This is a genomic window from Enterococcus infantis, from assembly GCF_049166715.1.
Taxonomy (GTDB): domain Bacteria; phylum Bacillota; class Bacilli; order Lactobacillales; family Enterococcaceae; genus Enterococcus_C; species Enterococcus_C leclercqii.
On record NZ_JBMHFB010000002.1, the window covers coordinates 70,587 to 83,033 of the forward strand.

The window sequence follows — 12,447 nt, forward strand, 5'->3', positions numbered from 1 at the left end:
CGATTCTGGAATTGCCACTTTTGACTTTCAAAAAAAATGCCCCGCAAACATCGTGTTTGCGGGCTGTTTTTGTCCTTAAATGAATGGTTAAACTGGGTTGCCAGTTTGTCGTTCCAAGATTTCTTTTTGTAAGCGCAGAGCTGTTGGCGTGACGGCTAGGCCTCCTTCTGCTGTTTCTTTGAAAATACTAGGCATTTGGCGACCGACTTGGTACATGGCAGCGACGACTTCATCCGGCGGAATCACACTTTCGATCCCTGCCAAGGCCATGTCCGCTGAAACAATGGCTTGGGAAGAACCTAGCGCGTTACGTTTGACACAAGGAACCTCCACTAAACCAGCGACGGGATCACAGATGAGCCCCATCATATTTTTGAGGGTAATAGCGACGGCCTGTGCAGCTTGGTGAGGCGTGCCACCTTTGGCACAAACCAAGGCTGCGGCTGCCATGGCGCTGGCCGAGCCCACTTCTGCCTGACAACCCCCTTCTGCACCAGAGATAGAAGCATTATTGGCGATTACCAGTCCAAAAGCGCCGGCAGTAAATAGAAAATTCAACTGTTGCCGGCGATTCATATGCAGACGATCCCGGACAGCAGTCAGAACGCCAGCCACCACGCCGGCACTACCGGCAGTCGGTGTAGCACAAATCAGGCCCATCTTGGCATTGACTTCGTTCACGGCAATGGCATTGCGAACGGCGGTCAGTAACGTGTCGCCACTTAAAAAATCGCCCGCTGCCAGGTAGTCATTTAGTTTGGTAGCATCTCCGCCAGTCAGACCCGTGACTGAACGAACGCCGGCAACTCCTTCGGCAATTGAGTTTTCCATGACGGTTAAATTACGTTCCATCAACTCCAGAATTTGTTCTTCGCTGCGGCCGGTCATTTCCATTTCAGTGGCAATCATCAGTTGAGCCACGCTGTCGTAGTCGCGGGCTTGAGTCACCAATTCAGCTATTGATAAAAACATCGTTGTTTTCCTCTTCTCTTGTGATAGGCAGTAGACAGGTTAGGGTAATCAAATCAGTCGAAGTAAGTGACACTATCGATGTGTTCTAACTGCTTCAACTGTTCTTTAATATCTGGTCTGGGTTCGTCTACTTCAATGATCATGATGGCTTTTTCGCCTTTTGATTCCCGTGTGACGGTCATCGTCCCGATATTTACTGCAGCATTGGAGAAAATATTGGTGACTTTGGCAATCATTCCCGGAACGTCTTGATGAACCGTGATGAAAGTCGGAGTTCCCATCGTCAATGAAATTTTGAAGCCATTAAGCTCACTAATCTGGATATTCCCCCCACCGATAGAGATACCAGTGACGGTCATTTTACGCTTGCCTTTGGTCAGTAACATTTTAACGGAGTTGGGATGTTCTGCTTTTTCCTTACGGGGAACGAATAAGACCTCCATGCCAGATTCATAGGCAATCTTCAGCGAGTCTGCCAAGCGCGCGTCGTCAGGGGCCATTCCCAAAAGACCACCCACCAGCGCTACATCGGTACCATGGCCGCGATAAGTTTTCGCAAATGATTCATACAAATAGATATCCACGGAATCCGGCTGTTCGCCGAAGATGGAGCGGACGACTTTCCCGATGCGGGCAGCACCGGCTGTATGGGAGCTGGAAGGACCCACCATGATGGGTCCGATAATGTCAAAAACACTGCGGTATTTCAATTGATCCATTTTTGCACCTCATTGTCCGGCTGTGGCCGGTGCTATCATTCAAATCAGATCCTCTAAAAAAGGGACTATTCCAGAGGTAGTGTACCACAAATTTGCGGGAATAAAAGAGCCGCTTTCTTGGCGTTTGATTTTTTTTAAGAATTGGCTGGAGTCTAGTAAAATATGTTTTTAAATGAATAAGAATCGATCTGCGACTATCCCGCTGTTTTTATGGAAATAACTTGGCTTTTACTTAGGGCTCATAGTTGGTAGTGTTCGCTTCGAAGGCCGGTGATCAGACGATTGGCTCAGTTCTGACGGTGGTAATTTTTAGCGGCGTTTGCTCGAAAAAAATGACGTCTGTTTGGCTTGTCTGATGAAAAGGAAATGTTATACTTTTTATGTAAGCGCTTTTTAAATAGGAGGAGTAGGAAGGTGAATCTATGAAGATTATCATTGAAAAAGACTATGAAGCCATGAGCCGAACCGCGGCAAATCTGTTATTGGGAAAAATGTATAAACATCATCGAGTCAATCTGGCCATCACTGCCGGGGCAACACCAGTGGGCATGTATCAGATGCTGGTGCCGGAAGTTAAAGGACGCAGCTATTTGGAAAATGTCCACTTCTACAATTTTGACGAGATTCCTATCGTGGGAGAAAAACAAGGGGTGACAACACGTAATTTGACGACCCTCTTTTTTGAGCCAGCGCAGATTGCTGAAAAGAACATCCATGAGCTCAACGAAACCAATTGGGAAAGCCAAGATCAGCGGCTGCAGGCGGCAGGAGGACTGGATTTAATCTTGATGGGAATCGGCAGTGACGGTCATTTTTGTGGCAACCTGCCAGGAACTACTAAATTCGGAGACCTCACCAGTAAAGTTGCCATTGGTTCGAAGTTAAAAGAAGGATTGGCTCATGAAGTCGGTGGGGACAGTAGTAAGGTGCCGGATTTTTATGTAACGATGGGTCCTAAAAGTGTCATGCAAACGCGGCAGCTGGTCATGATTGCCAACGGACAAAAGAAAGCTGCCATTATTAAAGAGGCTTTCTTCGGACCTGTGACAGAAACAATTCCTTCTTCTGTTTTGCAGTTGCACCCAGATTTGACGCTGATTTTAGATGAAGAAGCAGCAGCTGAGATCAAAGACCTGCTTTAAAAATAGCCTCGAACAAATTGTTTCACATAAGATACCAATTATCTGAGAACAAAAGGTGGGAAAACCGAAAGCAAGGTTTCCTACCTTTTTGTGTACCGGGGAACGAAAACATTAGTAATTCGCAAAGCTGCTAACGGCGAAACACCAATAAAAATTTCTTGCATTTCTCATAGAGGATGCTATAATATTCAGGTGTGTGTCAACACGTCTGTTTGTGTTGCCATGGCGCACGCACGTATGAGCACCAAGTTTTCACAACGTGGGAGGAGAAATCTTCATCTCCAATTAACCACATCACGGACTCAAGGAGGTATGTCTCGTGGCAAAAAAAGTAGAAAAACTCGTTAAATTGCAAATTCCTGCAGGGAAAGCAACACCAGCTCCCCCAGTAGGTCCTGCATTGGGTCAAGCAGGGATTAACATCATGGGCTTTACAAAAGAATTTAATGCCCGTACCGCTGACCAAGCAGGTTTGATCATTCCAGTAGTGATCTCTGTATACGAAGACCGTTCATTCACCTTCGTAACAAAAACTCCGCCAGCAGCAGTATTGCTGAAAAAAGCGGCTAAAGTTGAAAAAGGTTCAGGCGAACCAAACAAAACCAAAGTTGCTAAAGTTACTCGCGATCAAGTAAAAGAAATCGCTGAGTTGAAAATGGAAGACCTAAACGCAGCTGACGTTGAAGCAGCAATGCGCATGGTCGAAGGAACTGCACGAAGCATGGGGATTACTGTAGAATAATCTACAATACCCCGATTACGTAGCTTCTCAGTTGGTTCTGTATTGAAAGATATGGAAAGACGTGGGAGGTTCTACCGTTATAACCACATCAAGGAGGAAACAAAATGGCTAAAAAGAGCAAAAAAATGCAAGATGCATTGAAAAAAGTTGACAATACAAAAGCTTACGCTGTAGAAGAAGCTGTTGCATTGGCTAAAGACACAAACATCGCAAAATTCGACGCAACGGTTGAAGTTGCTTACCGTCTGAACGTAGACCCTAAAAAAGCGGACCAACAAATCCGTGGCGCGGTAGTTCTGCCAAACGGTACTGGTAAAACACAAAAAGTTTTGGTTTTCGCAAAAGGCGAAAAAGCAAAAGAAGCTGAAGCTGCAGGCGCAGATTTCGTAGGCGAAGCTGACATGGTTCAAAAGATCCAAGGCGGCTGGTTCGATTTCGACGTAGTTGTTGCAACACCTGACATGATGGCTGAAGTTGGTAAATTGGGTCGTGTCTTGGGTCCTAAAGGCTTGATGCCTAACCCTAAGACCGGTACAGTTACAATGGACGTTACAAAAGCAATCAACGAAGTAAAAGCTGGTAAAGTAACTTACCGCGTTGACAAAGCTGGTAACATTCACGTGCCAATCGGTAAAGTATCATTTGAAAATGATAAATTGGTAGAAAACTTCAAAACAATCCACGACACCCTGGTGAAAGCAAAACCTTCAGCAGCTAAAGGTGTTTACATGCAAAACATTTCTATTACAACTACTTTCGGACCTGGTATCCACGTAGACGCTGCTTCTTTCTAAGCCGCGACTGCCAATACCTAACGAAAAAATGAAAAACTAAACTTGACTTGACTGCCTTGTCTATGATAAGGTGGTCAAGGTTAAAGTTTAACTGTACCGAAGACAGCAGGTGGCCTAGCCTTAATTTCCTGCCGAGGACAACGTTGAGAACAGTCAATGGTCCCTCTATGTCTACGGTGGCATAGGGTTTTTTTGTATGTTTGCGACTGGTAGCCGATTTTTCGGAACTTCATAGCAGCAAACACACTGAGACGAAAAGGGCGTGCCCTTTGCAGTCGAGTAGGCATTTAGTCTGCGACGACCGTATCAGCCGATGTACAAACGACTCTAACCCATCAAATCTTGGAGGTGAAATACAAATGAGTGAAGCAGCTATCGCTAAAAAAGCGCAATTAGTTGACGAAGTCGCTGCAAAACTGCAAGCAGCCGCATCCGTAGTCGTAGTTGACTACCGTGGTTTGACTGTAGACGAAGTGACTCGTTTGCGTAAACAATTGCGTGACAACGGCGTGGAAATGAAAGTTATCAAAAACTCTATCCTTTCCCGCGCTGCCAAACAAGTAGGTCTTGAAGGATTGGATGAAGTATTCACAGGTCCGACTGCCGTTGCTATCAGCAATGAAGATGTCGTGGCACCTGCGAAAATCGTCAACGATTTTGCACAAGACGCGAAAGCTTTGGAAATCAAAGGTGGTATCATCGAAGGTAAAGTTTCGACAGTCGACGAAATGGTCGCACTGGCAAAACTGCCAAACCGCGAAGGTCTCCTTTCTATGTTGCTGTCTGTATTGCAAGCGCCAGTCCGCAATGTTGCATACGCAGTCAACGCAGTTATCGAATCAAAAGAAGGCGACGCAGCTTAATCGCAGCGTAGCTTGATCTGCAACACAACCTAAAACTTACCTAAAATGGAGGAAATCAATCATGGCATTGAACATTGAAAACATTGTCGAAGAGCTGAAAGGCGCGACAATCCTTGAATTGAACGACTTAGTTAAAGCTATCGAAGAAGAATTTGGCGTATCTGCTGCAGCTCCTGTAGCTGTTGCTGCTGGCCCTGCGGCTGCTGCTGAAGAACAAACTGAATTTACAGTTGAATTGACTGCAGCTGGCGACCAAAAAGTTAAAGTTATCAAAGCAGTTCGTGAAGCAACTGGCTTGGGCTTGAAAGAAGCTAAAGCAGTAGTTGATGGCGCTCCTTCAGCTGTTAAAGAAGGCATCTCTAAAGACGAAGCAGAAGCTTTGAAAGCTGCTTTGGAAGAAGTAGGCGCATCTGTAACAGTTAAATAATCACTCGCTGATTAAAAAGACCGGAAACCTTGTTAAATCAAGGCTTCCGGTCTTTTTTGCTTTAACTCAAAAATGAAGAGAGTTAAGGCGTAACTCTGCCTTCTCAGTTTCAGAAAAGTCAGTTTCAGCAAGAGTAGTGCGATATGTCAATCTGGATTCGGTAATGGGTAGGCAAAATTATTTCAGAAATTTTTTAAACCGCAGTTTTTTAGACTTCGACAACGGGGCGTGTTAGACTGGAGGGAATCATGGCAATGGGGGGAATTCTGATGAAAGAAAATAAAAACTGGAAGCAAAATCTGTTGGCAGGTCTCTTGCTGGCATTGAAAATCTGGCTACCTATCGCAGTGCTCTTGCTTTTGGTCAGTTGGCTGTTTCATCCGGAATTTTTGCGCACCTCTGGGGTATATGTCCAATCATTTGCAGTCGTCTGGATAATGGCTGAAACAGCTGTAGTTATCAGACGACGCTAACTTCTATCTTGATTAGCGTGTCAGATAAATCGCTGCTCCCTCAGTAGGCGGTGCTAGTGGCTTAAAAGCTGCAGGCACCGTTTTTTATTTTCCCGGAGTAGTCTACACAAAAGTGACACTCTTTCGCCTAGTAAAATCCATCTATGTTTTCTAATGTGGCAGGTAGCTATCCGTTTAAAAAAATAGTAAGTCATTTTTTGTGGATATGAGATAATGGAGGAAAGTCAAAAGGTCAGAGGAGAAGATATGGCGGCTATCATTGAAGTGACTCATTTATTGAAAAAGTACGGCAATCGGGTTGCAGTGGATGATATTTCCTTCAGTGTGGAAGAAGGGAGTTTCTTCAGTTTTTTAGGGTCAAATGGGGCTGGTAAATCAACGACAATCAATCTGTTAACTACGTTGATTCAAAAAGATGCTGGCCAGATTATCATCGATAAGTATTCTACAGGTCGTGATGATGGGCAGATTCGTAATCGAATCGGCTGTGTCTTTCAGCAAGGGTTGCTGGATAAAAAGTTGACGGTCAGAGAAAATTTGCAGATAAGGGGTAGCTTTTATTCCCTATCGAAAAAAGCACTGGCTCAAAAAATTGCGGAACTAAGTGAGTTAATCCAAATCACGGAAATTTTAGAACGACCTTATGGTAAGTTATCTGGTGGTCAAAAGCGTCGAGCAGATATCGTACGAGCGTTGCTGAATGAGCCTAAAATTTTGTTTTTAGATGAGCCGACTGCTGGGTTAGATCCTCTTTCTCGAAAGATATTGTGGGAAACAATTCGAAATTTGCGTAAGGAATTGGGAATGACAGTTTTTTTGACGACTCACTATATGGAGGAGGCCGATCACTCAGACAAGATTGTTGTTCTGCATCAAGGACGGATCATGGCTGAGGGAACACCAGCGGAACTGAAATCCCGTTACAGTCAGACAGTGATTACGTTGCATCAGACTTCTCTGCCAATTAGAGAAAAGCTTCCCGCGGGGTGTCGTAGTGAGAGCGAAGGGGAAAGGCTGACAATCTACTGTCCACCAGCCTTTGATGCATTGGGGTTTTTAACAGATAATCGACAATTTTATGAAAGCTTCGAAGTAAGACAGGGAAAAATTGACGATGTATTTTTGACACTGACGGCACAAAGGGGAGTCCGATCATGAGTCTACCGCTGTATTTTCGCTTTATTAAACTCTATTTCCGAGACAAGATGGGGGTTTTTTATTCTCTCATGGGGGCAATAGTTGTTATTTTTTTATATTTCATGTTTCTAGCAAACAACCAAATTGCGATTGTAAAAGAACAGGCTCCACAGGTAGGAGGGAAGGAGGCCAGCTATTTAGTCCATAGTTTGATTTTGGCAGGCCTGCTTTCGGTAACCACTGTGACCAGTGTTTTAGGAGCTTATAGTACGATGATTTCTGATTGGGAGGAGCACCTCATGATGGATTTTAGGAGTTCACCTCTGAGTCGAAGAGCATATCCTGCGGCTAGTGCATTGTCAGCGCTGACGATTGGCGTATTGGTCAGCTTACTATCTTTTATTGTTTACCAAATTGGTATTTATATAGGTACTGGCTACCTGATTCCGTGGGATAAGGGTGTTTTGACACTGGTGCTAGTTCTCGGAACATCTTTGTTCAGCGCTTTGCTTTTTGGGGCAGTTTGTAGCGTAATCCGGTCGATGCGAACGTATTCTGGGATTAGTTTATTGATTGGTAGTTTGATTGGTTTTGTAAATGGACTATATGTCCCCGTTACAACACTAGCTGAGCCAGTTCAAATAGGAATTTTGTTTTTACCATTTATTCACCTGTCTTCTCTGTATCGGAGTGTCCTGTGTGAGGACCCGCAAAAAATTGTTTTCACTGGCGCACCACCTGCTCTTATTGATGAGTATCGACGGATGATTGGGTTAGATCTAACGTTTAACGGAAGAGAAATCACAACGCTGACTTCAATCTGTTATTTGCTGATTTGGGCTATCATTGGTGGTGCGCTGTTCTTAGCCAGTTGGGGTAGGAAAGAAAAAGAAATATAAGAGTCATTTTAAAAAAAATAATAGGGAAGGAAATGCAGTCGTTTCTCGAGGATAGATTTCCTATTGTCTTGAACTAAAAGTACTTTCCAACAAGGAGGAAAAAAGATGTCACAGCCTCACTACAAAATCGCTTTTTTCGATATTGACGGTACGCTGGCGGACAATGAGTTGCCGCAAGTTATGGGGATTTATGCACGGATTCCTGAATCTGCGCGCCAAGCACTGAGAAAGCTAAAAGAAAACGGCATTGAGCCGGTGATCGCGACTGGCCGCAATTATCAAGCAATCCATCAATTGGCAGAAAAATTGGGAGTTGAAAGTGTGATCTCATCGAACGGCGCCCATGTGGTGTATCAAGGAAAAACACTGGTGACCCATCGGCTGGGAGCGGAGATTTTGACTAGCATTCAACAAGAATTGACGGCCCAGGGATTGCCTTATCTGGTGGAAACCCCTCATCAGCTGTATTCTTCTGATTTGGCTAGTTTAGACAATGATGGTGGTGTGACGGATATTGCTTCTTTAGCTGAACTCGGAGAATTCTCCCAAGATGTCATCCAAGTAATCTGCCACAGTGAAAATTCTTCTCAGATTACATTGTCGTTACCAGAAGTAAAGGTGGAAAAAGTGGCGCCAACAGTTGTAGATATTCATTTGGCTGAGGTCTCTAAGGCAACGGGAATTCACGAGATTTTGGCGCAGTTGGCGATTCCTGCTGCAGCAGCGCTAGCCTTTGGAGACGAAGAAAATGATTTTGCCATGTTTGAAACGGTGGGGATGCCGGTTGCGATGGGCAATGCTGCGTCAGCGTTGAAGGAAAAAGCAGGGCATATCACAAGCAAAGTTAGTGAGCATGGCATTTGGGAAGCCTGCCTGGCATTGCAACTGTTTGAAGGTGAAAAGTGGCCTAGTAAGTAGTCCTGGTAACTGAGAACCTTTTTCGATTAGTTTGTGATAAAAAATACAATTAGAGCACAGTCAGAGCTTTTTTATCAAAGCGGATGGCTGTGCTATTTGTTTTACCGGTAATTTGAGAACGATTCTCTAAAATGCGATTTGTGAAGTATTCCTCTGCGTTATTGTTGGATAACGAATGATTATTTCTTATTTTTAAAGGATTCCCTTATGATCGGTCATGTAGAAGACGGTTGAATGCAAATAAATATGTTCATATTATCACAATGAAATCGCAAAGGAGTCACTACTATGACGAAGAGCTATGCACTGACAGTTGCTGAGATGGACACTCTCTTTGAAGCCTTGTCGGAAAAATATGCCATTTACGCCCCAACTCGGCTGCACAATGGCGGTCGCTACGCACTAGACGATACGATTCTTTACAAAGAAGTCACTAAGTATGAGGAGATCGAATGGCAGCAGCGCTCGATTTTTTCTATGAAGGAAGTCCTGACGCCGTTGAGTCAGACGTTGTTTTACTTTACCGAAGAGGATTTTAAAGAAGCCAAGTTGAAAGATGAACGGGAACTGTTAATTTTCGGTCGCGCGTGTGATTTGAATTCGGTGAAGATTCAAGACCAAATCTTTCTGGAAAATGGCGGGGAACAAGATTATTTTTACAAGCGGCTGCGAGAAAAAGCTCACTTTGCAGTGATGCAATGTGATGACCAATATGACGGTTGCTTTTGCTGTAGTCTAGGAACCAATGTCACGGATATTCATGATTTTGGGGTAGCATTTTCAGAAGTCGGTGCCAAAATTCAGCTGAATTCCGAATTGTTTGAGGGGTATTTTAGTGATGCCCAGGAGACGTTGTTTGAAGTCAGCTTCCCACAAGAAAATCAGTTGAAGGTCGCTTTTCCTCAGATTGAATCTCAAGAAGAATACCAGCGTCTGCGGGTGCATCCCATGTGGGAAGAATACGACAAACGCTGCATCGCCTGTGGGAAATGCACTATCGCCTGCAACACATGCACCTGTTTCACCACGACTGATATTTTTTATAGTGACAACCAGAATGTCGGTGAGCGCCGTCGCGGTTGTGCCTCTTGTATGATTGCAGGATTTGATACGATGGCCGGGGACCATTGCTTCCGTAAAACTGTCAAAGATCGCTATCGCTTCAAGATTCTTCATAAAGTCTATGGACACGATGCCCGCTTCCATACTGGGGCGATGTGCACTGGCTGTGGTCGTTGCGATGCGGATTGCCCCGAGTTGATCAGTTATTCCCAGACATTAGCCAATATCAACGCAGCTCTGATCGAAATCCGCCAAGAAATCAAGGAAGGAGTGCCATTCCATGTCTGAAATGCACCATAAGCTTCACTCTGCCGAAAGTGTGGCGACCATGATTCCTCCCCATAATCCAGTGTTGCCCACACCTCACAAAATCATAGAAATCATCAAGGAAACAGACACTGAATGGACGTTTCGAATGGAAAATCAGCTGCCAATTCAAGATGGTCAATTTATGCAGCTGTCTATCCCTCGAGTAGGAGAAGCGCCGATTTCGGTTTCCGGTTATGGTCCAGGTTGGTGTGATTTTACCATCCGGAGTGTCGGTCGGGTCACCAATGCGCTTTTCGGATTGCGTAAAGGAGAGACGATCTTTCTGCGTGGGGCATATGGTCACGGCTGGCCATTGGAAAAATTTGCCAAGAAGAACGTGTTGGTGATTGCCGGTGGTACCGGTGTGGCGCCAATCAAGACATTAGTAGAAAAATTCTTCGCTAATCCAGCGCAATACGGGGAAATTTATCTGATTTTTGGCTTTAAAGATGCCCAATCGATTCTGTTTCGAGAAACGCTGGAAAGATGGAGAAAAGCACCAAATTTCCATGCAATTTATACATTGGACAAAGACGTTTATCAAGATTGGGAAACCGGTCTGGTGACGAAGTTTGTCGCTGAGGTACCCTTTGCAGACTTTGGCGAAAATTATGAATGTGTCGTCGTGGGACCGCCTGTCATGATGAAATTTGCGACACTGAGCTTGGCGGAAGCCGGGATTCCTGATGAAAAAATCTGGGTTTCTTATGAACGGAACATGTCCTGCGGAATCGGAAAATGCGGCCATTGTCGAATGGATGCAACGTATGTGTGTGTCGATGGACCGGTCTTCAATTATGCCTATGCTAAAAATCTAATCGACTAGAGAGGGAACCAAAATGGAAGATATCAAAATCAAAGAACTTCGACAAATGTGTTACCGCCAGTCGAAAATTCCCGGGGAGTTCATGCTGCAACTCCGCTGTGCTGGTAATTATATGGATGCCAAATGGTTAGCGATGGTCCAACACGTCTGTCAAACTTGGGGCAATGGGGATTTTCACATTGGCACTCGAATGACTTTTGACATTCCCGGCATCAAAGCCAAATCGGTGCCAGCTATCAACAAATATATCGAACCTTTCATCATCGAGATGGAAGAGAAGATGTGCGGCGTAAAAATGGATACTCGTGACGGCTATCCTTATATCGGTCCCCGCAATGTCGTAGCTTGTGTCGGTGGCATCCACTGTATCAAGGCCAACATCAATACGCAGGACATGGCTCATAAAATCGAAAAACTAATCTACCCTAACCCCTACCATGTGAAAATTGCTGTTGGGGGCTGTCCCAATGATTGTGCCAAAGCGCAATTTCAAGATATCGGGATCGTGGGAGTAACCATGCCAGTATATGATGCTGACCGCTGTATTTCCTGCGGTGCTTGTGTAAGAAAATGTCAAAAAGTAGCCACAGGAGTTCTCGAACCCGATGGCCACGGCCGAGTTGCCAAAGATATTTGTTGCTGTGTTGGCTGTGGAGAATGTGTTACGGCGTGTCCAACTGGTGCTTGGTCCCGGCAGGAGCAAGTCTTTTATAAGATTTATATCGGTGGTCGCTCTGGAAAGCAATACCCGCGGATGGGCAAGATGTTTGCCAATTGGCTCAGTGAGGAAGCCGTGCTGGCGATTATTAAGAACTGGCCAAAATTCTCCGAAATGGCATTGGAAGGCAAGGTGGAATACCTTCACGGCGGGCATTTGATTGATCGTGCAGGTTACCACAACTTCAAGACCTTTATGCTAGCTGGAGTGAAATTGAATCCAGAAGCATTAATTGCAGATAACGTTTATTGGGCTGAACAAGAGTACCGTAGCAATATCCACTTGAAACCTCTAAGTCGTCACTTAAACGTTACGCCTTGATTTGAAGTGATTGAATGGATGAAGGACCTGTCGCTGTTTTTGCCATCCTAACCAACCGTGGCTGACTATTTCACGATATAAGTCAAGTAAGACGGCGGCAGGTAATGATAGAGGACACCTTTCTT

Annotated in this window: 14 protein-coding genes and 1 other annotated feature; of the genes, 12 read left to right on the top strand and 2 right to left on the bottom strand. The window is 44.7% G+C overall.

Annotated elements, in window-relative coordinates:
- Positions 1-87: 87 nt before the first annotated feature.
- Both sdaAA and sdaAB read right to left on the bottom strand, forming a co-directional pair.
- Positions 88-972, bottom strand: a complete 885-nt coding sequence (gene sdaAA, locus ACOMA8_RS02915; protein ID WP_161898959.1) for an L-serine ammonia-lyase, iron-sulfur-dependent, subunit alpha — start codon at positions 970-972, stop codon at positions 88-90.
- Positions 973-1,025: 53 nt separating this feature from the next.
- A complete protein-coding gene (gene sdaAB, locus ACOMA8_RS02920; RefSeq protein WP_161898892.1) occupies positions 1,026-1,691 on the bottom strand; it encodes an L-serine ammonia-lyase, iron-sulfur-dependent subunit beta in 666 nt (221 codons plus the stop codon).
- 422 nt (positions 1,692-2,113) lie between these two features.
- Between sdaAB and ACOMA8_RS02925 the strand changes: the two genes are divergently transcribed.
- The 12 genes from ACOMA8_RS02925 to asrC all read left to right on the top strand — a co-directional run bounded on the left by ACOMA8_RS02925 (position 2,114) and on the right by asrC (position 12,322).
- Entirely contained in the window at positions 2,114-2,833 is a 720-nt protein-coding gene (locus ACOMA8_RS02925) for a glucosamine-6-phosphate deaminase (protein ID WP_421368357.1), read from the top strand.
- Positions 2,834-3,152: 319 nt separating this feature from the next.
- On the top strand, positions 3,153-3,575 hold the full coding sequence (gene rplK, locus ACOMA8_RS02930) for a 50S ribosomal protein L11 (RefSeq protein ID WP_161898894.1): 423 nt from the start codon (positions 3,153-3,155) through the stop codon (positions 3,573-3,575).
- Between the two features lie 104 nt (positions 3,576-3,679).
- The gene (gene rplA, locus ACOMA8_RS02935) at positions 3,680-4,369 is read left to right on the top strand and encodes a 50S ribosomal protein L1 (protein WP_161898895.1); all 690 of its coding nucleotides are present in this window, start codon (positions 3,680-3,682) and stop codon (positions 4,367-4,369) included.
- A 78-nt stretch (positions 4,370-4,447) separates the two neighbouring features.
- Positions 4,448-4,572 (top strand) — a sequence feature (ribosomal protein L10 leader region).
- 156 nt (positions 4,573-4,728) lie between these two features.
- Complete coding sequence (gene rplJ, locus ACOMA8_RS02940) at positions 4,729-5,232, top strand: 50S ribosomal protein L10 (protein WP_161898896.1); 504 nt, start codon at positions 4,729-4,731, stop codon at positions 5,230-5,232.
- Positions 5,233-5,293: 61 nt separating this feature from the next.
- Complete coding sequence (rplL, locus tag ACOMA8_RS02945; RefSeq protein ID WP_161898897.1) at positions 5,294-5,659, top strand: 50S ribosomal protein L7/L12; 366 nt, start codon at positions 5,294-5,296, stop codon at positions 5,657-5,659.
- Between the two features lie 269 nt (positions 5,660-5,928).
- On the top strand, positions 5,929-6,132 hold the full coding sequence (locus ACOMA8_RS02950) for a hypothetical protein (protein WP_421368361.1): 204 nt from the start codon (positions 5,929-5,931) through the stop codon (positions 6,130-6,132).
- Positions 6,133-6,345: 213 nt separating this feature from the next.
- Entirely contained in the window at positions 6,346-7,290 is a 945-nt protein-coding gene (locus tag ACOMA8_RS02955; protein ID WP_421368364.1) for an ABC transporter ATP-binding protein, read from the top strand.
- Positions 7,287-8,168 carry an ABC transporter permease gene (locus ACOMA8_RS02960; protein ID WP_421368366.1) on the top strand — a complete coding sequence of 294 codons (882 nt, stop codon included), beginning with the start codon at positions 7,287-7,289 and terminating at the stop codon, positions 8,166-8,168. The genes ACOMA8_RS02955 and ACOMA8_RS02960 overlap by 4 nt, the downstream gene beginning before the upstream one ends.
- 105 nt (positions 8,169-8,273) lie before the next feature.
- Positions 8,274-9,086 carry a Cof-type HAD-IIB family hydrolase gene (locus tag ACOMA8_RS02965; protein WP_421368368.1) on the top strand — a complete coding sequence of 271 codons (813 nt, stop codon included), beginning with the start codon at positions 8,274-8,276 and terminating at the stop codon, positions 9,084-9,086.
- A gap of 288 nt (positions 9,087-9,374) precedes the next feature.
- Positions 9,375-10,436, top strand: a complete 1,062-nt coding sequence (asrA, locus tag ACOMA8_RS02970) for an anaerobic sulfite reductase subunit AsrA (protein WP_421368370.1) — start codon at positions 9,375-9,377, stop codon at positions 10,434-10,436.
- Entirely contained in the window at positions 10,429-11,283 is an 855-nt protein-coding gene (asrB, locus tag ACOMA8_RS02975) for an anaerobic sulfite reductase subunit AsrB (protein WP_421368373.1), read from the top strand. The genes asrA and asrB overlap by 8 nt, the downstream gene beginning before the upstream one ends.
- A gap of 13 nt (positions 11,284-11,296) precedes the next feature.
- Positions 11,297-12,322, top strand: coding sequence for a sulfite reductase subunit C (gene asrC, locus ACOMA8_RS02980; protein ID WP_421368375.1), 1,026 nt, complete (start codon positions 11,297-11,299; stop codon positions 12,320-12,322).
- Positions 12,323-12,447 lie beyond the last annotated feature (125 nt).

What these genes read in the sequence shown, in the direction of transcription:
- sdaAA (WP_161898959.1), bottom strand. Translation starts at nt 972, where the DNA reads ATGTTTTTATCAATAGCTGAATTGGTGACTCAAGCCCGCGACTACGAC.
- sdaAB (WP_161898892.1), bottom strand. Translation starts at nt 1,691, where the DNA reads ATGGATCAATTGAAATACCGCAGTGTTTTTGACATTATCGGACCCATC.
- ACOMA8_RS02925 (WP_421368357.1), top strand. Translation starts at nt 2,114, where the DNA reads ATGAAGATTATCATTGAAAAAGACTATGAAGCCATGAGCCGAACCGCG.
- rplA (WP_161898895.1), top strand. Translation starts at nt 3,680, where the DNA reads ATGGCTAAAAAGAGCAAAAAAATGCAAGATGCATTGAAAAAAGTTGAC.
- rplJ (WP_161898896.1), top strand. Translation starts at nt 4,729, where the DNA reads ATGAGTGAAGCAGCTATCGCTAAAAAAGCGCAATTAGTTGACGAAGTC.
- rplL (WP_161898897.1), top strand. Translation starts at nt 5,294, where the DNA reads ATGGCATTGAACATTGAAAACATTGTCGAAGAGCTGAAAGGCGCGACA.
- ACOMA8_RS02950 (WP_421368361.1), top strand. Translation starts at nt 5,929, where the DNA reads ATGAAAGAAAATAAAAACTGGAAGCAAAATCTGTTGGCAGGTCTCTTG.
- ACOMA8_RS02955 (WP_421368364.1), top strand. Translation starts at nt 6,346, where the DNA reads ATGGAGGAAAGTCAAAAGGTCAGAGGAGAAGATATGGCGGCTATCATT.
- ACOMA8_RS02960 (WP_421368366.1), top strand. Translation starts at nt 7,287, where the DNA reads ATGAGTCTACCGCTGTATTTTCGCTTTATTAAACTCTATTTCCGAGAC.
- ACOMA8_RS02965 (WP_421368368.1), top strand. Translation starts at nt 8,274, where the DNA reads ATGTCACAGCCTCACTACAAAATCGCTTTTTTCGATATTGACGGTACG.
- asrA (WP_421368370.1), top strand. Translation starts at nt 9,375, where the DNA reads ATGACGAAGAGCTATGCACTGACAGTTGCTGAGATGGACACTCTCTTT.
- asrB (WP_421368373.1), top strand. Translation starts at nt 10,429, where the DNA reads ATGTCTGAAATGCACCATAAGCTTCACTCTGCCGAAAGTGTGGCGACC.
- asrC (WP_421368375.1), top strand. Translation starts at nt 11,297, where the DNA reads ATGGAAGATATCAAAATCAAAGAACTTCGACAAATGTGTTACCGCCAG.